The organism is Cellulophaga geojensis KL-A (assembly GCF_000568425.1).
Classification (GTDB): Bacteria; Bacteroidota; Bacteroidia; order Flavobacteriales; family Flavobacteriaceae; genus Cellulophaga; species Cellulophaga lytica.
The window spans coordinates 90,759-113,426 of the sequence record NZ_ARZX01000001.1 but is presented as its reverse complement, the minus strand read 5'-3'; the positions used below and the strand labels follow the sequence as shown (position 1 = coordinate 113,426).

The window sequence follows — 22,668 nt, the reverse complement described above, 5'->3', positions numbered from 1 at the left end:
AATTATAACATTGGTGATAACAGTTTTGCTATTTTATCTCCTAATCTAATATACCAAGGTCTATTAATCCATTTTTCTTTGTCTATTTGTTCTGCATCTAATAGATCGTTGTAAAAAGTTTTGGTTAATTCAGTAGCAATTTCTTCATCATACACAATAGCGTTAACCTCAAAATTAAGTTCAAAGCTTCTGTTGTCCATATTAGCCGTACCAACAATAGCTATTTTTTTATCTGTAACTATAGTTTTTGCATGTACAAACCCTTTTTTATAGCGGTAAACTTCTACGCCTGCATTTAATATTTCTCTGTAATATGCTCTAGAAGCAGCGTTTACTAAAAGGGTGTCTGACTCATAAGGTACAAGTAGTTTAACTTTTAACCCGCTCATTGCAGCAATGTTTAAAGCATCTAATAAACTTTCTCCAGGTATAAAATAAGGTGTGGTAATTAGTATTTCTTCCTCAGCTAAATAAATGGCTTGTAAAATAGAATATAAAATTGTTGGTGAGTTAGAGTCTGGTCCGCTAGCAGCAATTTGTACCAGTTTTGTATCTGTGTATGTAAATGAATTAAAAGGTACATACATCTCTTTCTCTAAAATTAAATTTTGGTTAGAGCAAGAGTTCCAGTCCGATAAAAATATATACTGTAAATAAGTTACCGCCGGACCTTCTAATTTTAAGTGCGTATCTCTCCAAAAAACGGCATCTGTGGTTTGGGTAGAGTTTACATAATTATCACTTACATTTATACCTCCAACAAAACCAATTTTACCATCTATAACAATAATTTTTCTGTGGTTGCGGTAATTAAGACTATTAGCAAAAGCTATTAACTTTATTTTGTAAAAAGGTACAGCTTCAATACCAGCATCTCTTAATCTTTTACTAAGCGTTTTTCTTATTTCAGAACTACCATAATCATCATAAATAAACCTAATTTTAACACCTTCTTTTGCTTTTTTTAGCAGGAGTTTTTCTATGGTATTACCAATTTTATCGTCTCTAAAAATATAATATTCTATGTGTATATGATGCTGGGCTTTTTCAATAGCTTTTAAAACTTCCGGAAATTTATTTTCACCATTGAGTAAAAGTTTTACAGTATTGTTATTTGTAAGCGGACTAGCAGTATCTTTCAATAATAAGTTAACCAATTCTGATCTGCTTTTTGCAGGCTCATTACCATTTTCTAAAACCTCTTTAGAGTGTGCTATTATTTCTTTTTCTAAAACTTTTCTTTGTTTAGAGTCTAACAAAAATTTGTTAGCATACATTTTATGTTTTCTGTAATTTATACCAAATGAGAAATAAATAATAATACCCAAAAAAGGCAAAAACACTGCGCCTAATAAATAAGCAAGTGTTTTTGTAGTGCCTCTAGTATCATAAATTATACGCAAACATGTAAATAATAATAAAAGTGCGTATAGTATTTCTAACAACAATATCCAGTTCATAAAAAACAGTTTATCTTGTTAAGATAAGCAATGCATTTGTTTAACGTCTATTATTTGTTAACAGAAACTCGTACGCCTTCACTATGGCTACTAAATTCTGGAGCATACATACCTTGTATTGTTGTAATACCATTACTAAAATCACCCGCGTTATTTACACGCAAGTTATACTCAAAAACATACACTCCTTTAGGTAAATAGTCAAAAAAGAAATTAGTGCTAGCATCTTTAGTACTTTCATAATAACCTAAACCATCTTGCCATTTGTATCTAGATAGTATATTTACAGGTTCTAATCCAGAGGCTCTCATATCTTTCATATGAACAAATTCCATTGCTCTGTCTGCTCTAAGCTCTATACGTACTTTAACCAAATCACCTACAGCAAGTTTTGTGTTTTTTGTTATTTCAGATAACTGCTCACCAGTATTGGTATTCTTTTGTAAGAACAGTTTTTTAGATAATTTAAGCGGCGTTTCTGCAGATGTAATTTTATCTAAATCTTCAAAATACTGCCAATACATAGCTCCCCAAGCAATACCGTTACCTTTTTTGGTAATTTGTACATCTGCCATATTTGGTTCTATTTCTTTACCGCTCCAACTAGTTTTGTAGTAACCTGTACCAGCTTCTACTTTAACATTATCTAGCTTACTAGGGTCTATTTTTTTATCAGCTACTAAAACATCTACTGCATCTGTTACAGAAAGCCAATCACTACCTTGTAACAGTAAAGCATAAACAGCTTCTGTTGTAGCTTTTGTTGTTTTCCATTGGTTAGTTTGTTTGTTTTTAAGTAACCAAATTTTAAGATTGTCAATTGTTTTAGTGTCATTCTCAATTTCTGTAAAAGCTTCAATTAATAATGACTGAGTTTCTATTGGTGCTTGGTACCAATACCAAGAACTGGTGTTTTCTTTCCAATACATACCCAATTCATCTGAAGTAATGCTGTTTTGTTTTAAAGATTTTAAAATCTTTTTAGCAGTAGCAGCTTCATCCATTCTATGCAAACTTAACGCAAGCAAGCCTTTGTTGTATAAACTGCGCTTGGTCCAGTATTTTTTAGCTTGCCCTTTGTAATATGCAGTAACTTCTCTTGTTTTTTTAGACGCTTTAACATCCGGATAAAAACTACGCATATATAAATAATGTAGTTGCATATTACTTAAATGGTCACTGTTTAAGTTAGAGCTATGTTTTTTCATATACTCATACTCACTTACAAATTCATTATCTAGGTAGGTAATAGCTTTTGTAATCATTTGCGCAACATCTTTGTCTTTTTTATTCAATGCTTTTAAGGCATCTAAATGCCCAAAACCAGCAATAATATGTTGTGTTATATATCTACTTTCATTACCACCGTTAAACCAAGCCCAAGCACCATTATTGGTTTGGTTGTTTGCTAATTTACGAACCACTGCTGCTTGTTCACTTTTCATTTTATTTAAATTAAAAAGTAAAGCAATACGTTTTTTTTGTTCTGTTTCAGATTGTGCATCTCGTAACCAAGGAGTTTCTTGAATTAAAATTGATTTTAATTCCTGGTTCTTTTCTAAATTACTTAGCAATGCATCAGAATTTGCCCATTGCTTAAAAACTTCCTGTATTTTAGGAGTACTATTTGCAATATGGCTAGCCAATGTATTTGCATAATACCTAGAGAATAACTGCTCATTACACTCGTGCGGATACTCCATTAAGTATGGTAATGCCTGCACAGCATACCAAGCCGGATTAGATGTAATTTCTAAGCTTAATTTATGGTTTGTTAATGTTGTAGATGTATTATTTTTTAATTTGTCTAAGCTGAATTTTTTAGTTTGATTGCTTCTTACCCACATTGGTAAAGTTTCTGTTACCAACATTCTATTGGTAAGTACAGGAAGTAAGTTTTGCTCACCATCACTAAAATTACCTGCTTTGGCAATAACCGTATATTGTACAGCCTGAAGATTTTTAGGAATTTCTATAGTCCATGAAACCTGAGTGTTGCCTTTTGCATCTACAGAGAAGTTATTTTCTGTGGTAGATGTAATTAATGTAGCTGTAATATCTTTACCAGTAACAGCATCTTTAAGCTCTAAAGTGGCTGCACCAGATAATTTTTTGTCCGTTATATTGGCAATTTTAGAGCTAAAAATAAGCTTGTCTCCTTCACGTAAAAAACGTGGAGCATTTGGCATAACCATTAGCTCTTTTTGTGTTACAGTTTGCAGTGTTGTTACAGCACTTTCTAAACTCTTGGTATGTGCTAATAACTGCAATTTCCATTTAGTTAATGCTTCTGGTGTTGTGAAATTAAATGAAACATTACCCTCTTTATCTGTTTGTAAATGAGGAAAAAAGAATGCTGTTTCTTGTAAGTTTTTTCTAATCTTAACTTCTTCTTTTTTAGCAGGAACAGATGCAGTAGCAGTGCTATCTTTTTTAGATTCTACGGGACTACTCATTGCATCATCTAATGCGCCAGAAGCACTTTCCTCTACTACAACTATTTCTTCAGTATCTTCAACCATTTCCATAGCAACAGGAGATGTAGATTTTCTCATCATAGACCTGCGGTTATAATAAGAGTTACCTATGTACAAGTCATACCATTTAAAAGAGTCGTAGTCTTGACCTTCATATAGGTATTTATAGGGTTCGTTAGTATAAACTCTAAACGAATTTGAAGAGAAACTTACATATGCATTAGTCCTTGTTTTTGAGGAGTGTGTTTGGTAGTTTATTGGGTAAAAGTACCAGTTATGACCTCTAAATTCATCTAAAGAAGCATCATACATACTGGCAAGTATTTCTGCAGCAACCTTATCTCCTTTAGGACCTTTAATTTTAAATTTCCAAGTTTCATCTGTACCTGGTTTAATTTTATCTCTAAAGGTTACTGTTTCTATTTCTAAAGATGTACTTTGGTAAGGCACATTAATATATACTATACCATCATTATAAGAGTTGTATGCAGTAAAAGAGTAATTAATAGATAAACCACCCATATCTTCTTTAGTTATTGGCAATTTAATTGTTTTAGAGTTGTTGTTAAGTGTCACTATTTTTGTTTCTACAGGCTTATTACCTCTGTCTATGTATAAAGTAACATACAATGGTGTAGCTGCTGATAACAATTTAACTTCTACATTATCTCCAACACTGTAACTGTTTTTATCAATTTTTATATTAAAAAGTTCATTGTCTGCAGTAGTTTTATCTTTTGTACTGTACAAGCTTGTTATAGCTTTATCTGTAACTGTTTGTCCAAATTTGTCTTTTGTTTCTAGTTCTATAATATATTTTCCTGAATCCCATTTTTTAATAGTTGGTAAATTAACTATAGCAGATTTTTCTGTATCAAAATTAGTGCTCCATAATAGTGGACCCTTGTCCCAATCTTTTGGTTGTTGTTTTTTATATATTTCATTAGGAAATTTGTCATTAAAAATATCCTCATCCATCTTATAGTCAGGTGCAGACCAAGGTCTACTACGTTTAACATTTTTAGGCGCCTGTAATTTATATATTTTTAAAGATCCTTTAGCTGCAGCAAATTGTCCGTTTAAATTGCTTGTGTTTACATATAGTACGCTGTCTTTTTCTGTTTTGTCTATTTGCGAGTTTACATTTATAGTAGCGTTTAAACTATGGTAACCAACATTAACTACAGTTGTTGTACTTTTTGTTTCGCCATTAATATCTGTAACATCTGCAGTAATTTCATAATTAAAAACAGGTAAGTTTTCTTTATTGGCACTTTTTTCTGGTATAGCCTTAAATGTAATTTGGTAATTACCATTAGCATCTGTAGTTGTTTCTCCGTGTTTAATTTCTTGTGGTGTGCTATTATAGTAAGGCATTCTCCAATAGTACCAGATAGGGTACCTAACTAATCTTTTTACAGTGTATACAACTTTAGCGTCACTAATTGTACTACCAGCAAAAGCATTGGCTGTACCGTTTACCGTTACCATATCATTAACCTTGTAAGTCTCTGTAACAGGTTTAAAAGTTGTTGTAAATTTTGGACGTTTGTATTCTTCTACACTTATATAGCTAGTACTATTTATTTTATTAGGAGTAGAAATTGCTTCTATAGTAAAATTACCTGTTAAGCCATTGCTTGGTAATATAAATTCACCGCTAAAAGAGCCGTATTCATTTGTAGTTAATTCTAAAGTTTTTACAGCTTGGTAGTTAACATCTTTTAATGTTACCGTAAACTTAGCGTTTTTTAATACTGTAGATTTATTGTTTTTCTGTTGTACTGCTATCCCTTTAAAATAAACAGGTTGTCCTGGTCTATAAATACTACGATCTGTAAATAAAAAGGCATTGTTATATTCTGTATTTTTATTTCTGTTGGCTTTAGTGTATACATAATACGTACCAAATGTAGCGTAATCATCATTACTACTAACCTTAAGTTTTATATTACGCCATCTTTCTTTTGTTTTATGAATGGTAACTATACCTAAACTATTGGTTTTAAATTTTGCGTGTTGCACAGGGTCATCATACGTTTTGTGGTACTCAAACTTAACAGTTGCATTAGTAATTGGTTTGCCGTTAGCCCTGTCTACTACCTGAAAATAATCTTCTGTATCTGTAGATGTATTTACAACAGCCATATCTGTAACTTGTATGGTACTATAACCAAATGTTTTGGTTAGTTTAGTTGGCTCTGCAAGTATAAGTAATTGGTTAACATTTAAACTAGGTATAATAACCTCAGTGGTGTGATTTTGATAGTCTTTTTCGTTTTTTAATTTTGTTTTCCAAGTTTTTACATCTTTAAGCTTTTTTATAAACTGTAGTTTTTTATCATTTTCATAAATTGTATCTAACGTATATAATTGCTTGTCTGAAATAGTATAGGCTGTAAAATTTAAATCGTCTACGTTTTTATAACGTACAAGAACCTTAGCGGGTTTATTGGCTTGTATATAGCTTTCTGTAGTTATGCTTAACTGACTTCTTTTTATTGATGTAATTAGGTCGTTACACATTTCTGCGGCTCTACTTTTAGGAAACTTTGCTATTACAGTTTCACAAACTTTAATAGCATCATTTTTTTTCCATTTGTTTTCTTGCTCAGCGCTAAAAGGTTGGTAAGTATCACCTTGATTATTGTAGTATGTTGCAATGTTGTAATTGTATAAACCAGAAACGGCATTGCTTTTAAATACGTTAACCATTTTTTTTAAGGTAGATAAGTAGTATTTATCTTTCTCTAAAAAAACAGCATTTGAGTATACAAAATTTAAACGTTCTAAATCTACTTCAGCAAAAGCCTCTGGTGAAGCATCGTTTTTATGAAAATCTAATAAATTTTGATATACTTTTAAGGCTCTGGCTTTTAATGATGTTTTATCGTCTTGGTTAATAGGTAAGCTAATAAAATCTGTTCCACTACAAAGCATATTTTGGTCATCAATCTCAAACTTATCAGCAGGTCTTGTAATGTTACTTTCATCTGTTTTATAAAACTCTAATGCAGTATGAGATAAAAGGTCAAACAAGGTAGGCCTGTATATTTCAGAATCTTTTCTGTTGTTTAATAACAAGTCAAATTCAGTTACTTTTATGTTTTGTAATGTGCTACTATTTTCTAATGATGCCTTAAAATGTGTGTCAATTTCATAAAACAAAGTAGTTAAGTCCCAAGTTCTAAAATCTACACTATCTACTTTAGTTTCAGTTGTAGTTCTATTGTAAAATCGATATCTATTTTGTCTAAAATATTGTAAATATAAATTAGCTAAATAACTGTGTAAAACGTTTTTTGTTGGAGAATCACTTTTAGCAATTTCAGATTTAAAATTATTTATAATAGTTAACACAGCATTTTCCTCTAAAACCATTGCATATTTAGAGATGTACAACAATGCCTTTATATTTTGTGGCGAGTTACCTTCTTTTTTTGCTTTGGCAGCAATTAGCTGTACTGTTTCTAAGGCAGATTTAGTCATTGTAGACTTTTCGTGCTTTTCTACGGTTTTCCAAAGTGCGTTAAAACTGTTGTTTTCTTGTGCCATTGCTATGTTTGCAAATAAAATTAGAACTATAATTGACGTTAAGTTTTTCATTACCTGTATGTTATCTTGTTAAGACTTATGAATCTAAATCTGCATTAAAAGTACTAACAAAAATGAGCTTTATAGTACAACTATGCAATTAAGAATGCGTTAACTTACCCTTTAAGTGAGTAAAGTCATCTAAACAAATCAAAAGTAGTACCATTCTAAGTTTTTTACATCCCAATTTACCGTGTAATTGTCTGCAGTGTTTATTTTTTTTATACCTATTTGTATTGTTATCTTTACGGCAATAATTTTACGTATGAAAATTCATTTTATAGCCATTGGCGGAAGTGCAATGCACAATTTGGCATTAGCCTTAGAACACAAAGGATACACAATTACAGGTAGTGATGATGTTATTTTTGAACCTTCTAAAAGTAGGTTAGAGGCTAAAGGATTACTACCAGAATCTTTTGGTTGGTTTGCAGATAAAATTACGGCAGATATAGATGCTGTTATTTTAGGTATGCACGCTAAAGCAGATAATCCAGAGCTTTTAAAAGCAAAAGAATTAGGACTTACTATTTATTCTTACCCTGAATTTTTATACGAGCAAAGTAAAAATAAAACAAGAGTTGTTATTGGTGGTAGCCACGGAAAAACAACTATAACTTCTATGATTTTGCACGTGCTTAATTACCACGGTAGAGAAGTAGATTATATGGTAGGCGCACAGTTAGATGGTTTTGATAGAATGGTGCACTTAACAGAAGAAAACGACTTTATAATTTTAGAGGGAGATGAGTACTTGTCTTCTCCTATTGATAGAAGACCTAAGTTTCATTTATACAAACCTAACATTGCCTTGTTAAGTGGTATTGCTTGGGATCATATTAACGTTTTTCCTACGTTTGAAAATTATGTAGAACAATTTAAAATTTTTGTAGATAGTATTGTTAAAGGCGGAAGCATTACTTACAATGAAGAAGATGCAGAAGTAGTTAAAGTTGTAGAAGCTTCTGAAAACCCTATACGCAAACTAGCATACTCTACACCAGAATATACTATAGAAGACGGAGAAACTTTGTTAGAAACCCCAGAAGGTCCAATGCCAATAGAAGTTTTTGGTAAACACAACCTAAGTAATTTGGCAGGTGCTAAATGGATTTGCCAAAACATAGGTATAGATGAGGACGATTTTTACGAAGCAATAGCAACTTTTAAAGGAGCCTCTAAAAGATTAGAAAAAATAGCGGAAAGTAAAACTTGTGTTGCTTACAAAGATTTTGCACACTCGCCAAGTAAAGTGGCAGCTACTACAAAAGCAGTAAAAGAACAATACGGAAACAGAAAATTAATTGCTTTTTTAGAGTTGCATACTTATAGTAGTTTTAATCCAGAGTTTTTAAAAGAATATAAAGGAGCATTAGATGCTGCAGATGAAGCAGTGGTTTTTTATATTCCAGAATCTGTGGCTATTAAAAAACTAGACCCAGTTAGTCCACAACAAATTAAAGACGCTTTTAAAAGGGACGATTTGCAAATTTTAACTAATGCAGAGGAATTTAAAACCCTTGTGCATAAACAAGATTACAACAACTCTGTTGTTTTGTTTATGAGTTCTGGTAACTACGGAGGCTTAAATCTTAATGAGTTTAAAGAAATTATAGAAGCCTAATTTTTTATTTTTTAGGCAAGTACATCATAAAGTTTAGATATTTTCGTTAAAAGAATATCTAAACTTACTTATGTATATTTCTCCTGTTGACCTTTTAGGAATATCACTAGACCAATTAATGAACTTGGATAGCCGAGGAATTATTAGACTAGAGAAGACATTAAAAATACAAAGATTGCGTTCTGGCGCTAATGCTTACAATCCAGAGCAGGTAAGTAGCATAATAAAACAACTCTCTAACGAAGAACAAAAAAAGTCTGTTTACTTTGTAGAAAAACACAGGTATTTAAAAGAATTTATTACCACTGGTAATGATAGCGGAGAAAAAACATTTGTAATAGATGCTGTCTTAATAGCCAAAACACCAAATATAAAAGAGTTTTTAGAACCATATTTTGAAGCTTATTTTATGAAAATGGTAAAAACGGACTTTGCTGCAAAAAAGTACGATACTATTATTAAAGCAATGCAGCATAAAGAGCTTTTTACAGATTATTTATTAAGCACATATTACCGTTATATAAAATCACAAGCAGATATTATTACCGAAAAAGTAAAAATATCTTCTAACGGAGATCTAATAAGTAGGTGTCCGGAGGTTACTTATAAAACATATATTCATTTACTAAATACGGTTTCTTTAGGTGTAATTACCAAGTCTAAGGCAGACTATGTAAATGCTATGATAGACTATTACAATATTACTAAAAATGTATATCAAGAGTTTCCCAGAGTACAAAGGGCGTTTCGTAATTTTAAGCTCATAGAGGTAGCCAATCAAGAAACAAAAGATTTTTATATAAAAGTAGCCAACCATGTAGGTAGCCAACACTGGGCTTCTCAACAGCAGCAGCATACATCTACCAGAAGAGATACCAAAAAAAGTAAAGAGTCATCTTTTTCTAGCTTAAAAGCAATTGGAATTGTTATTGGGATTATGATATTTCTAGTAAGAGTGGGGCGTATTTTTACATCGTCTTCATCATCATCAACAAATTACTCTACATATAGTTCTCCTAATTATAAAATTCCAACTTTAGAGTTTTCTTACGAGGATGATAAAACCGCATTTTACTCAGACTTAATACACAAAGCAGAAAATGATAGTTTAGATATAAATAACAAAATAATTATAAAATCCGGAACTACACCATACGCAGCTTCTTTTAAAAGTAATGAAGGACTAAGATCTGGTGATTTTATAAAAGTACTAAACAAAAGAACTAGGCCTTTTATTCTTTTTGAGCATTTTAACGTTATAAAACCAGATTACGCAGCTTATACCAGGCCTAATGACTCTTTTAAAATAATGAATAAAAATTATTTAGAAGAATTGGTTTTTTATATGGGTGATGATTTTGTGGGCAACGAAAGTTTAAAACGAGAAACCTATGGATCATCTACAAAATTAAGTGCTAGTAAAAAGTACTTTAAAAGTGTAAATGAAAAAGAACTGAGCTTTTTAAAAAATAAATACATTATAGATAGTTTAGGAACAGATCCTAATATTGTTGTTTATGATGATGATATTGTTTTTACAGATGTGTTTTACCATTTAGAACCTCATAAAATTTTACCTCCAGAGGTTGAAGAAGTAGAAGAAACTATAATTATGGATAGTGAACCACATAGGTATTATGAAGAACCTAGTGAAACTGTTTCAAGAAAAAATAAGGCGCCATTTTTTGTAAACTTATTTAAAGGAGAAGATGTTAGTACTGTAAAATGGAGCTTAAAGAATTTAAAAACAGGGGCAAACCCTTTTCCTAAAATATTTAAGAGTATTAGAAGTAATTCTATTACTGGCTATGAGGTTGTTGTTAATAATACTAGTGCAGAAGACGTTATCCTTTTTGGTGTAAACACAGCGTTAAGTAGAGATCAGTCTACCTATATAAAAAAGAATACTTCTGTAACTTTAAACTTGCATGATGAAGATGATACACTATATATTTATATGGGATCTTATTTTTATCAGCATAAAGATTTTGATGTGAATTCTACCATAAATTCTCCCAACGGATTTTTTAAGAACTCGTCTAAAATAGGTAAAGACTTATCTAAGAAAAGCTTTACCATTACATATTTGGGTGTAAACCCCAAAATAAATATAACTCCTTTTGGAGTAACCTTAGTGGATATTGAGTATGATGAAAATAAGAGTTGATAAAAACCACTAAGCATAAAAAAAGAAGGGCTGAATTAATTTTAATTCAGCCCTTCTTTTTTATAAAATACCGTACACCTAGTTTTAACTTAAACCAGTTTTGTCTTGGTTGTTAAATGACGTTTTTGGCGTGTCATCTGGTAGCATACTAGCAAGCTGATATACTACTTGTTTTAAAACCTTATATTGTTTGTTTTCTAAAGCTTTATCTCCTTCTGCAATTAACATATTTGCTTTTTGCTGATCTGGGTAATTATCTAAAGTTTTATAATGGAAAAAAGGCCCTATAAAGTTAGATTCGTCCGCGGTAAAAATAGCATTTCTAATAACCCGTAGTTCTTCAATTTTAGAACGTATTAAGTATTTATTTCCAGAGTTTATAAATGATTTTTCGTTGGCAATTACTTTATTAAATTGGGCTGTATAATATTCACTATTATTTTCAGATAAAGATTGCTTTACTGCTAAAACAGAAGTTTTGTATTCTTCAATATCATTATCTAATTCTTTATGCCTAGTTAATAAATCAAACTGTTGTATTAAGCTTCTTTTTTCATTGTCAATTTTAAATTTAGCATCAGTAACATCTGTGTCTGCTAATAATGTTAACTGTATTTGTAACTCTATTAAAGCGTGCTCTATAGTTTTAAATTTTTGCAATAACTCATAGTTCTCTGCATATTCTGGCTTAGCTTTTTCTTGTTCAATTTTTTGGGTAACTACTCTAATTTCATTCTCCATTTTAGAGCTGCTAATGTACCTTTCTGTTGGTTTAAAGGAATTACTAAACTCTTGGTCACAACTTGTTAAAAATATATCTACATCAATATCTCTAGATTCAGATACAGAGATGTTTAATTCTATATCTGTTCCTTTAATTAAGTCTTGTTCTAATTGTTTACCAGTAATTTCTATATAACCAATAGATAAACCAGAGCTAGGTAAACCATTACCATCACCTTCTACAATATTAATTTGTAATTTTTCATCACTATCTTTTAAAATAGTTTTGGAGGCAGATTTGTAAATTGTTTTTTTAAGAGGAAGAACAGTGTTTTTATTAAAAATAGCTTCAAGCCTTGTTACACTATACTGTATATCATCTATCTCTAGACAAATATCATTAGGTAGTAATTGTCCTTGTATGTTGTATTTGCCTTGGTTAATATGTATGTCATCTGTAGAAAAAAGAACTTCTTGTTGCGTATTGTAAATTTTTAAATAAAAGGTGTTTACTTGTCCTTCTAATAAATCTACAAATACATTTACATTTACATTGTTTTCTAGTGTAACAAGTCCGGTATCATAACCACCATCTTTTCTTGTAATACGGTAAAAACCTTGTGTAGGCTTATGTAGTGTAAATGCAATTAGCTCTTCTGTATCTTTTGTGTTTTTTTCAAAAATTAAATTAACAAGAGGTTGCTTTTCACTGGTTGCCGCTGTAGTAGTGCTGGTTGGTTGACTAATTTTTTCTTGTTTTAATGTAGATATTTTTGTGCCTGCATAATATGCAGCGCCAATGCCTACAGCTGCAGTAGGGTCTACACTAGTATCTATAGCAATTTTTAGGTTATTTTGCACTTGTTCTCTAACATACGGTATAAGCGTACTGCCGCCAACCATAATAATTTTTTCTACATCTGTATTGGCCAGGTTATTATTGTTAAGTATTTTTTTAGAAAAATTAATAGTGTGTTCTACCAAAGGAGCAAGTAAATTATTAAAATCTGCTCTGCTAACCTCTACACTGGTGTAAATATCTTTGTCTGGGTAATCTATATCTATTTCTGTGGTTTCAAACCTAGAGAGTTCTTTTTTTGCTTCTTCTGCTCTAAATAAGAGTTCAAAATATAATTTTTGTAGCGGATTGTTAGGCTCTTTAAACTTGTCCAAAAGTTTGGTTTCATTTAAAATAGGTTCTAATTTAGGAACAAGAAGTTTTTCAATTATTAGGTTGTCTATGTCCATACCTCCTAAAAAGTTATCACCTTCATTGTCCAAAACATTCATTTCTCTCTGGTTAATCTCTAACAAGGCAACATCAAAAGTACCACCGCCAAAATCATATATAAGCCATTTTTTTGTATCGCTTAATTCTAAATTGTTTTTATTGGCAAAGGCTAAACTGGCAGCAATAGGTTCTTGCAGTAAATACACTTCTTTAAAACCCGCTTGCTGGCCAGCGGTTTTAGTTGCGTTAGATTGTATGGTGTCAAAAGAAGATGGAATAGTAATAACCGCTTCATGTAACTCTTCTCCTGTATGTATAAAGTTTTTAAGTTCTTTTAATACATAAGCGCTAAGCTCTATAGGAGATACATCTTTGTTAATACTTTTAGCAAAGTAACGGTCTGTAGTACCCATTTTTCTTTTAAAACAGGTAAAAACATTTAAGGGATCTTTCTCTAATAAATCTCTGGCTTTATCTCCAACTAAAATTCTACTACCTCTAAAGGCAACAGCAGATGCAAGGGTTTGTTTTTGACCAATAGGGTTTTTAAAAACCTCTAATAATCCGTTTTCATATTTAGCAATTAAACTATTTGTTGTACCTAAGTCTATTCCAAAATTTACTGTTTTCATACTTACTTATTCTACTATTGCTACCCCTTTTTGTATTATTATTAGTTGGTCATTCTCTTTTTTGTAAATAATAGGTTTTAACACCTTCGTAATTTTAGATTCTGGTCCCAAACTATTCATTAAAGTAGCGTCAATATCGGTTCTAGATTCTGAAAACTTTTCGCCTAACGGATTTTTTATAAAAAAACCTTGTTCTTCAATATCATGAAATAAACGTTTTAGGTTTCTGTTAAACAAAGTAATATTATTTTTTATACTTTTTTGTTCAATCTCGTAAAGCTGATTCAGAATTTCTTTCATTGTAATATTTATTTATAGAAGTAACGTTTTAATACACAAATACGTATGTTGCCAAAGATTATTATCTTTAACAAATGCAAAACCAACCACAATCCTTTTCTATTAAGAATTGGTCTAACGATGATAAACCTAGAGAAAAATTAGCACAAAAAGGAAAATCTGTATTGTCTGATGCGGAACTTATAGCAATATTAATTGGCTCTGGAAGCAGAAATGAAAGTGCTGTAGAACTATCTAAAAGAATATTAGGCTCTGTAAATAATAATTTAAACGACTTAGGAAAGCTATCTATAAATCAGCTAATGCAGTTTAAAGGTATTGGAGAGGCAAAAGCAATTACTATTACCGCAGCTTTAGAAATAGGCAGACGTAGAAGAGAAGAAGGAGAAAAAAAGGTGGAGAAAATAGGAAGTAGTAAAGATGTTTTTAACTTGTTACAACCTGTGCTAGGAGAATTACCGCATGAAGAATTTTGGATTATTTACCTTAATAACTCCAATAAGGTTATACACCAAGCACAACTAAGTAAAGGTGGTATAACTGGTACTTTAGTAGATGTAAGGTTGGTGTTAAAACAAGCCTTAGAAATAGGTGCAATAGGCTTAATTTTGGCACATAACCACCCGTCTGGAGGCCTAAAACCAAGTACTGCAGATAAGCAAATTACAGAGAAACTAAAAAATGCAGCAGCAGCTTTAGATATGAAAGTTTTAGACCATATTATTATTACTCAAAGAGAATACTTTAGCTTTGCAGATGATAATTTATTGTAAAATAAAAACATACACTATATAAATAGCTAAAATCCAAAATGTTACTAATCTACACACATAAAATAACACCACGTTTCACGTATATAATGAAACACCTTTTTGGTAAAATATTGGGAGTAGAGGTTACATTAACAACTAAAGTAGAAGATTTTATAAAGCACTCTGGAGCTAAAATTACGTACAGTAAGCAACCATTACAAAACGAATTTTTTATACGTAGTAATGATTTGCTGTACCAACAAGGAATAACAGATTTAGAGATTAATATTGGAGATTGGGATGGCACACCTTGTTTTTTTGCTACTGGAGAACGTAGTAACATTCCGTTTGATGTTTTTGCAGCAAGTTTTTACTTAATTTCTAGGTATGAAGAGTATTTGCCACACGTTAAAGATGAGCACGGTAGGTACCCTGTAAAAGATAGTTTAGCATACAAATACAATTTTTTAGAGCAACCTGTAGTAGATATTTGGATGTATAAAGTGCTAGATGCTTTACTAGTACAATTTTCAGATTTAGTCTATAAAAAAAGAGCTTACCAGTATACATCTATAATAGACGTAACCACATCTCATTGTTATGCCCATAGAGGAATTATGCGTAGCTTGGGAGGTTTGTTTTTAGATGTATTTACCTTAAAATTTAAGCGAGTTTTTCAGAGAGTATCGGTATGGTTTAACCCCAAAAAAGATCCTTATAATAATTTTGATTACCTTATAAATTTACACAAAGCAAATACTGTAAAAAGTATGTTCTTTTTTCAGTTTGCAAACTATTCTACTTTTGATAAAAATGTATCTACCACAAACAATAAGTTTAAATACTTAATTAAATCTGTGGCAGATTATAGTGTTGTGTCTTTAGCGGCATCTTACAATTCTTTTTCTAACTTAGAAATTTTAAAAGAAGAAAAACGCAAATTAGCAGCTGTAATTAACAGACCTATAAAATATGTGCGTTTTAGATACAATAGGGTAGAAATACCCGCAACATATAAGGCTTTGGTAGATGCAGATTTTAGAGAAGATTTTACAATGGGTTATACGCATTGTATGGGGTTTAGGGCAGGTACTTGTTCCCCTTTTTCTTTCTATGATATCCATTTAGAGTCTCAGCAGCCAATAAAAATTCATCCGTTTGCTGTGCACAATTATTCACTTATTACGTTAAAAAACGAAAAAGCAATTTTTAAAAAGTTAGATGCTTTGTACCACCAATTGCATAAAGTTAATGGTACGCTGGTTACCATATTTTCTAACGAATTGCTAGGCGGTAAACAGCGTTTTAATTGGATGAATATTTACGAAACAATACTAAAAAAATACAATGTATAAAGAATTAGTAACCGATGTTTTTTTTGATCTAGATCACACACTTTGGGATTTTGAAAAAAACTCTGCACTTACATTTACCAAAATATTAGAAGATAATAAAATTGGTGTTAAAGTTGAAGATTTTTTAACTGCATACGTGCCAATTAATCATCAGTACTGGAAATTGTTTAGAGAAGAAAAAATATCCAAAGCAGATTTGCGTTTTCAACGATTGCAAACCACCTTTAACTCCATAAATTACAAGGCAACAGATGCAGAAATTAATTTACTTGCAGCAGAGTATATTAATCATTTATCATCTTACAACCACTTATTTCCTTATGCTATAGAAATTTTGCAACACTTAAAACCAAACTATAAATTACACATTATTACAAATGGTTTTCAGGAAGTGCAAAACAAAAAAATAAAAAACGCTAAGTTACACACCTTTTTTGATGTGATAATTGATTCAGAAATGGCAGGTGTAAAAAAACCAGACCCTTATATTTTTGAGCTTGCTTTGCAAAAAGCTAATGCAAAACCAGAACAATCCTTAATGATAGGTGATAGTTTAGAGGCAGATATTTTAGGAGCAAAATCGGTAGGATTACATGCGCTTCATTTTAATGCTCACCAAGAGCCATTACATAACCATTGTAGCATAATTAACTCTTTAGATGAAATAAAAATGTATTTGTAGAGTTATGTTTTTACCATTGTTACACAAATACTTAAAAATGAAAAGTCCCCACTATTTATTTGCTGTTCTATTTTTGTGTTTATCATTTGTGTCTTGTATAGATGAACAAGACTTTAACCAAACTGATGATATTATTATAGAACCTACTGTAGAAGCCAGTATATTTTACTTTGAAACTACAGAAGATTTAATAAATTCTAACCCTTCATCATTCTATACAAACGATTTTAATTTTGATGCCTTTAAGGAGGATTATATATCAGACCGTGTTATAGAGTGTACTATTACATATCAATTAGAAAATACAACAAGTAAACCTGTTAGTGTGGTTATAGAGCTTATTGATGATGGTGGTAATGTATTAGATACTACAGTTTTAAATATTGGAGCAGAATCTGCTACAACTACAGATTTAGATGTGCTTTATGGTGGTACAGGTAAACCATTAGATATTATAAGAAATACTTCTGCTTTGCGTTTATCTGCTCAAAATTTAGGAGATAATACAAGCGTATCTAGCAATGCCGACCCAAAACTAATTTTTAGATCTAGTGCTAAATTAAAAATTGGTGTAAGATGATAAATAGATATGCAACACTTTTGTTTTTTGTGTGTGCCACATTTGGTTTTTCGCAAAATAAGCAAATAATGTACGACTTTAAAGAGGTGCCACAAGCTATGCTTTTAAATCCGGGTATAGAAACAGGTTTAAATATGTATGTTGGTGTGCCCTTATTGTCTGGTATTTCTTTTCAGGCAGGATCTAGTGGTGCTTCTGTAAACGATTTTTTTGCTAATGATGGTTTAGATATAAACGATAAAATTAGAGAACGTGCATTGTATGGTATGAAACCATCTGATGATTTAAGCGGTACTTACCACTTAGAAATTTTAAACGTTGGATTTAGAAGCAGAAAAAATCCAGATAATTTTTACTCTTTTGGTATTTATAATGAAGGTGATGCTATTGGGTATTGGTTTAAAGATTATGCCATTTTAGGTTTTGAGGGAAATGCAGACAGGTTAAATCAAAGGTTTGATTTGTCTCACTTAAAAACAAGAGGAGAAATGGTAAACGTTTTTCATTTTGGTGTAAATAAGCGTGTAAACAACAGACTTATAGTAGGTGCAAGAGCTAAATTATACTCAAGCATTTTTTCATTTAAATCTACTAAAAATAAAGGATATTTTGTAACCACAGAAGGTCAAAATAACTTATTAGCCTCTACTTTAGTTGCAGATATGCAACTGCAAACATCTGGTTTAAATAGCATAGAAGAAGCTAATGACAATGGTAATTTAGGTAGTGTTATTACAAAAAGAGGCTTGTTGGGTGGAGATTTAGGTGTTGGTATAGACTTAGGGTTTACCTACCAATTAAACAGAAACACAACAGTTACTGCTAGTATTTTAGACTTAGGTTTTATAATGAATTCTACAGATGTTAAAAATTATACTTTAAAAGGACAAGCTACAGTAGAAGGCGTAGAGGTAATTTTACCAGATGCTTTAGCAGATCCATCAAGAGATTTTTGGCAAGATTTGGTAGATGAGGTAGATGGATTAATACCGTACGAAGAAAACCAAGATTCATATATAAGTTTTAGGCCAACTAAACTTTATGGCTCTATACGTTACAATTTTGGAGAACAAGATAGAAGTATGCAAGATTGTGATTGTAAAGCCGGTGGTAGTAAAGGTAGCTTAGGTTTTCCTAATGCTGTAGGCGGACAATTATATGTAATTAACAGACCAAGAGGGCCACAAGTGGCATTAACTGGTTTTTACCAAAGAAATTTTGGAAAAGCAATTAGCTTAAAAACAACTTACACGGTAGACAAGTTTTCATATACAAACATAGGTTTTGGAGCAAATCTTAACTTAGGCCCAGTAAACCTATATGCAATGGCAGATAATTTAATTGCATATAAAAATTTAGCAGCTTCACAGTACGCATCTTTTCAATTAGGAATTAATGTTATATCTTGGCGTTAAATTTACTTAGTCCTATGAAACAGTTACTTTTTAGCGCAATTTTTATGTGCTCATTTTTTTTATCAGCTCAAAATTTTAACGAGTATAAATACATAATTGTTCCTAAAAAATTTAATGCTTTTAAAGAGGAAGATCAATATAGAACAAGTGCATTGGTTAAGTTTCTGTTTGATAAAAAGGGGTATAATGTTGTATATGATGACGCTATGCCACAAGATTTAAAATCTAACAGATGTTTAGGTTTAACAGTAGATTTAAAAGATGAGTCTAATATGTTTACTACAAAAGCAGGTTTGTTACTAAAAGACTGTAATGCAGACCAAGTTTTTAAAACTACAATTGCAAAGAGTAAACAAAAAGAATATCAAAAAGCCTATAATGAAGCTATTAGAAGTGCATTTAAATCTTTTAATACAATAACTTATAATTACACACCTAAGCAACAAGAAAAGCAAAATAACCAAACTTTGGTTGTGAGTTATGAAGGTGATGTAGAAGAGGTTAAGGAAAAAACAGTAGCTCCGGCTCCAGTTAAAAAACAAGTTGTTGCAGTTGCTAAAGCAGAAGAGTCTGTTCTAGAAGGTGTTTTATATGCACAACAGATTAGCAATGGTTACCAATTGGTAGATAGTACTCCTAAAATTGAATACAAAATGTATAAAACTACAGTACAAAATGTATTTTTGGCAACTAATAATGATATTAACGGAATAGTAGTATCTAAAAACGGCAAATGGTTTTTTGAGTATTACCAAGGAGGTAAATTACAATCTAAAGAATTAAACATAAAGTTTTAGTTCTAAAGTTCATATTTATCTTTCCACCTATTTTTTAAAAATTCTTTAATAGTTCGTTCTCGGTTATTATTTCCAGGAATGTAAAAAGAACTACCTGATAACTCATCAGGTAAAAATTCTGCTGCTACAAAGTTATTTTCATAATTGTGGGCATATTGGTAGTCTTTACCATAACCAATATCTTTCATTAATTTGGTGGGAGCATTACGCAAAGCAAGCGGTACAGATAAATCTCCTGTTTGTTTAACAACCTGCTGTGCTTTTCCTATAGCAGCATAACTGGCATTACTTTTAGCAGATGTAGCTAAATATATAGCACATTGGCTAAGTATAATTCGTGCTTCTGGGTAACCAATTGTACTAACAGCTTGAAAAGTGGTATTAGCCATAACCAAAGCAGTAGGGTTAGCATTGCCAATATCTTCAGACGCAGCAATAAGCATTCTTCGAGCAATAAATTTTACATCTTCGCCTCCTTCAATCATACGAGCTAACCAATACACAGCACCGTTAGGGTCACTACCACGAATAGATTTTATAAAAGCAGAAACAATATCATAATGTTGCTCTCCTGTTTTGTCATATAAAACAGTGTTTTTTTGTACTTTGCTTAGTACCAATTCATCAGTAATAACAACATCTTCTGTGTCTTCAGAATTTATAACTAGCTCAAACATATTTAACAGCTTTCTGCCGTCACCTCCAGAGAGTCTTAACAAAGCTTCTGTTTCTTTTAGTTCAATTTTCTTTTTTTGTAGCTGTGCATCTTGTCGTATTGCACGTTCAAGCAAAGTAACCAAGTCGTGCTTATCAAAAGGTTTTAAAATATAAACCTGACACCTGCTTAAAAGTGCGGGTATAACTTCAAAACTAGGATTTTCAGTTGTAGCCCCAATCAAGGTAACCCAACCCTTTTCTACAGCTGCCAGTAAAGAATCTTGCTGAGATTTACTAAATCGATGAATTTCATCAATAAATAAAATGGGATTTTTAGTAGTAAATAAACCGCCGCTTTTTTTTGCTTTTTCTATAACCTCTCTAACATCTTTTACCCCACTACTAATAGCACTTAGTGTGTAAAAAGGCCTGTCTATTTCATTAGCTATAATATTAGCTAAAGTGGTTTTACCAGTACCAGGAGGTCCCCAAAGAATTAAAGAAGGTAATATACCTCTTTTAATTTGTTGGGTTAGTGTGCCATTATCACCAACTAAGTGGGTCTGACTCACATATTCTGTTAACGTTTTTGGTCTTACTCTTTCTGCTAAAGGCTCATTCATACCACAAAAATAAAAAGAATCTAAATGACAATTTAGCAGATTTATATTTTTTGGCTAAATCATTGCGTTATTGTAGTAAATTAGTGTTAATGACAGACAATAATTACTTTAAATTCTCCAATTCGGTATTATTAGTGCCAATAATAGCAGTACTTAGTATTTGGACGGTCTATTGGGTAGAATTACAATTTAAAATTAATTTTAACCATTTTGGAGTGTATCCAAGAACACTTAGCGGAATTAAAGGTATTTTTTTTAGTCCGTTTATACATGGGTCATTAAAACATTTGTATAGTAATACATTGCCATTGGTGGTGTTAAGTGCCGCTCTTGTTTATTTTTATAAACCAGTAGCTTTTAAAGTATTATTTTATGGTACACTATTGTCTGGTTTAATTACTTGGGTAATTGGTAGACCATCTTACCATATTGGAGCAAGTGGAGTTATTTACTTACTAGCTAGTTTTATATTTTTTAAAGGTGTTTTTGCAAAACATTTTAGATTAATTGCACTTTCTTTATTTGTTGTATTTGTTTACGGTAGTATGCTTTGGTATATTTTACCAATAAAAGAAGGTATATCTTGGGAAGGCCATTTAGGCGGATTTATTACAGGGTTGTTTTTTGCATACTTTTTAAAGGCAGATATTCCTAAACCCAAAAAATATGCTTGGGAAGAGGATAGCTACAATGAGGAAGCAGATGAGTTTTTACGTCATTTTGACGAAGATGGTAATTTTATAGAATCTACTCCGGAATCAGAACCTGAAACCGATTTAGATACTACAACTCCAATTAAAATTACTTACCACTATAAAGAAAACAAAGAAGAGTAGCGTAATTTATGCTAAGCGTTGCCTTACAGCTTCATATAAAAATACACCACAAGCAACAGAAACGTTTAATGATTCTATTTCCCCTAATAATGGCAATTTAGCAGTATGGTCTGCTGCTTTTAATATTGATGGAGAAATACCTACATCTTCTGATCCCATAATTATTGCAGAAGCTTCTTTAAAAGAAACATCGTAAATTGTGTTTTCAGTTTTTTCTGAGGCAGCAATAATTTTTACTCCAGATGCCTGTAAATAATGTACAGCGTCTTTAATGTGGTTAACTTTTGCAATTGGAACTTTAAAGGCCGCTCCGGCAGATGTTTTTATGGTATCTGCAGTTACAGGTGCAGCACCTTTTTTCTGAATAATTATACCATCTACACCAGTACACTCTGCGGTTCTGATAATGGCACCAAAATTACGTACATCAGATAATTGATCTAAAAGTAGAAAAAGAGGAGCTTCTTTTTTTTGAATAACGCTTTCAACTAATTCTTCAAAATTATGAAACGTGATAGGAGATATGTTAGCAACTACACCTTGGTGATTATTTTTTGTTAGCCTGTTTAGTTTTTCAACAGGTACATAAGAAATGCTAATTCCTTTTTTTCTGGCTAAATTTTCTAGTTCTCTAAAAAGATCACCTTTTAATCCCTTTTGAACAAAAATTTTATCTAGAGCTTCATTAGCATTAATGGCTTCTATAATAGCTCTAATACCATAAATTTGGGTAGTTTTTTCCATTTGGCAAAGGTATAAAAAA

15 protein-coding genes are annotated in these 22,668 nt (G+C 31.4%); 9 read left to right on the top strand and 6 right to left on the bottom strand.

Annotated elements, in window-relative coordinates; translation table 11 throughout:
* Positions 1-2: 2 nt before the first annotated feature.
* Both cls and KLA_RS00565 read right to left on the bottom strand, forming a co-directional pair.
* On the bottom strand, positions 3-1,460 hold the full coding sequence (gene cls, locus KLA_RS00570; protein WP_034642823.1) for a cardiolipin synthase: 1,458 nt from the start codon (positions 1,458-1,460) through the stop codon (positions 3-5).
* Between the two features lie 50 nt (positions 1,461-1,510).
* Complete coding sequence (locus KLA_RS00565) at positions 1,511-7,543, bottom strand: alpha-2-macroglobulin family protein (protein WP_034642820.1); 6,033 nt, start codon at positions 7,541-7,543, stop codon at positions 1,511-1,513.
* Positions 7,544-7,796: 253 nt separating this feature from the next.
* On the opposite strand from KLA_RS00565, the gene KLA_RS00560 reads away from it, so the two are divergent.
* Together KLA_RS00560 and KLA_RS00555 are read left to right on the top strand one after the other, a co-directional pair.
* On the top strand, positions 7,797-9,155 hold the full coding sequence (locus KLA_RS00560; protein WP_034643314.1) for a UDP-N-acetylmuramate--L-alanine ligase: 1,359 nt from the start codon (positions 7,797-7,799) through the stop codon (positions 9,153-9,155).
* Positions 9,156-9,225: 70 nt separating this feature from the next.
* Positions 9,226-11,322 carry a hypothetical protein gene (locus KLA_RS00555; RefSeq protein WP_034642818.1) on the top strand — a complete coding sequence of 699 codons (2,097 nt, stop codon included), beginning with the start codon at positions 9,226-9,228 and terminating at the stop codon, positions 11,320-11,322.
* Positions 11,323-11,406: 84 nt separating this feature from the next.
* Here the strand turns inward: KLA_RS00555 and KLA_RS00550 are convergent, their stop codons facing one another.
* Positions 11,407-13,908: an Hsp70 family protein gene (locus KLA_RS00550; protein ID WP_034642815.1), complete on the bottom strand. Its 2,502-nt coding sequence runs from the start codon at positions 13,906-13,908 to the stop codon at positions 11,407-11,409.
* A gap of 6 nt (positions 13,909-13,914) precedes the next feature.
* Entirely contained in the window at positions 13,915-14,208 is a 294-nt protein-coding gene (locus KLA_RS00545; RefSeq protein ID WP_013621691.1) for a hypothetical protein, read from the bottom strand.
* 74 nt (positions 14,209-14,282) lie between these two features.
* Here KLA_RS00545 and radC point away from each other — a divergent pair, with 74 nt between their 5' ends.
* From radC to KLA_RS00515, 6 genes are read left to right on the top strand one after another with little or no spacing between them, the layout of a single operon-like run.
* Positions 14,283-14,981, top strand: coding sequence for a RadC family protein (gene radC, locus KLA_RS00540; RefSeq protein WP_034642813.1), 699 nt, complete (start codon positions 14,283-14,285; stop codon positions 14,979-14,981).
* A gap of 38 nt (positions 14,982-15,019) precedes the next feature.
* Complete coding sequence (locus KLA_RS00535) at positions 15,020-16,315, top strand: polysaccharide deacetylase family protein (protein ID WP_034642810.1); 1,296 nt, start codon at positions 15,020-15,022, stop codon at positions 16,313-16,315.
* Complete coding sequence (locus KLA_RS00530) at positions 16,308-16,997, top strand: YjjG family noncanonical pyrimidine nucleotidase (RefSeq protein WP_013621694.1); 690 nt, start codon at positions 16,308-16,310, stop codon at positions 16,995-16,997. Before KLA_RS00535 ends, KLA_RS00530 begins: the two co-directional genes overlap by 8 nt.
* A 37-nt stretch (positions 16,998-17,034) precedes the next feature.
* Complete coding sequence (locus tag KLA_RS00525; protein WP_148228899.1) at positions 17,035-17,577, top strand: hypothetical protein; 543 nt, start codon at positions 17,035-17,037, stop codon at positions 17,575-17,577.
* Entirely contained in the window at positions 17,574-18,992 is a 1,419-nt protein-coding gene (locus tag KLA_RS00520; protein WP_034642806.1) for a DUF5723 family protein, read from the top strand. The genes KLA_RS00525 and KLA_RS00520 overlap by 4 nt, the downstream gene beginning before the upstream one ends.
* A 14-nt stretch (positions 18,993-19,006) precedes the next feature.
* Positions 19,007-19,789: a hypothetical protein gene (locus KLA_RS00515; protein WP_034642803.1), complete on the top strand. Its 783-nt coding sequence runs from the start codon at positions 19,007-19,009 to the stop codon at positions 19,787-19,789.
* 2 nt (positions 19,790-19,791) lie between these two features.
* On the opposite strand, the gene KLA_RS00510 is transcribed toward KLA_RS00515, so the two are convergent.
* On the bottom strand, positions 19,792-21,069 hold the full coding sequence (locus KLA_RS00510) for a replication-associated recombination protein A (RefSeq protein WP_013621698.1): 1,278 nt from the start codon (positions 21,067-21,069) through the stop codon (positions 19,792-19,794).
* An 89-nt stretch (positions 21,070-21,158) separates the two neighbouring features.
* Here KLA_RS00510 and KLA_RS00505 point away from each other — a divergent pair, with 89 nt between their 5' ends.
* Positions 21,159-21,905: a rhomboid family intramembrane serine protease gene (locus KLA_RS00505; RefSeq protein WP_034642801.1), complete on the top strand. Its 747-nt coding sequence runs from the start codon at positions 21,159-21,161 to the stop codon at positions 21,903-21,905.
* A 6-nt stretch (positions 21,906-21,911) separates the two neighbouring features.
* On the opposite strand, the gene rlmB is transcribed toward KLA_RS00505, so the two are convergent.
* The gene (rlmB, locus tag KLA_RS00500; protein ID WP_013621700.1) at positions 21,912-22,649 is read right to left on the bottom strand and encodes a 23S rRNA (guanosine(2251)-2'-O)-methyltransferase RlmB; all 738 of its coding nucleotides are present in this window, start codon (positions 22,647-22,649) and stop codon (positions 21,912-21,914) included.
* Positions 22,650-22,668: the final 19 nt, after the last annotated feature.

Coding starts and splice junctions, on each gene's coding strand:
- cls (WP_034642823.1), bottom strand. CDS start 1,460: ATGAACTGGATATTGTTGTTAGAAATACTATACGCACTTTTATTATTA.
- KLA_RS00565 (WP_034642820.1), bottom strand. CDS start 7,543: ATGAAAAACTTAACGTCAATTATAGTTCTAATTTTATTTGCAAACATA.
- KLA_RS00560 (WP_034643314.1), top strand. CDS start 7,797: ATGAAAATTCATTTTATAGCCATTGGCGGAAGTGCAATGCACAATTTG.
- KLA_RS00555 (WP_034642818.1), top strand. CDS start 9,226: ATGTATATTTCTCCTGTTGACCTTTTAGGAATATCACTAGACCAATTA.
- KLA_RS00550 (WP_034642815.1), bottom strand. CDS start 13,908: ATGAAAACAGTAAATTTTGGAATAGACTTAGGTACAACAAATAGTTTA.
- KLA_RS00545 (WP_013621691.1), bottom strand. CDS start 14,208: ATGAAAGAAATTCTGAATCAGCTTTACGAGATTGAACAAAAAAGTATA.
- radC (WP_034642813.1), top strand. CDS start 14,283: ATGCAAAACCAACCACAATCCTTTTCTATTAAGAATTGGTCTAACGAT.
- KLA_RS00535 (WP_034642810.1), top strand. CDS start 15,020: ATGTTACTAATCTACACACATAAAATAACACCACGTTTCACGTATATA.
- KLA_RS00530 (WP_013621694.1), top strand. CDS start 16,308: ATGTATAAAGAATTAGTAACCGATGTTTTTTTTGATCTAGATCACACA.
- KLA_RS00525 (WP_148228899.1), top strand. CDS start 17,035: ATGAAAAGTCCCCACTATTTATTTGCTGTTCTATTTTTGTGTTTATCA.
- KLA_RS00520 (WP_034642806.1), top strand. CDS start 17,574: ATGATAAATAGATATGCAACACTTTTGTTTTTTGTGTGTGCCACATTT.
- KLA_RS00515 (WP_034642803.1), top strand. CDS start 19,007: ATGAAACAGTTACTTTTTAGCGCAATTTTTATGTGCTCATTTTTTTTA.
- KLA_RS00510 (WP_013621698.1), bottom strand. CDS start 21,069: ATGAATGAGCCTTTAGCAGAAAGAGTAAGACCAAAAACGTTAACAGAA.
- KLA_RS00505 (WP_034642801.1), top strand. CDS start 21,159: ATGACAGACAATAATTACTTTAAATTCTCCAATTCGGTATTATTAGTG.
- rlmB (WP_013621700.1), bottom strand. CDS start 22,649: ATGGAAAAAACTACCCAAATTTATGGTATTAGAGCTATTATAGAAGCC.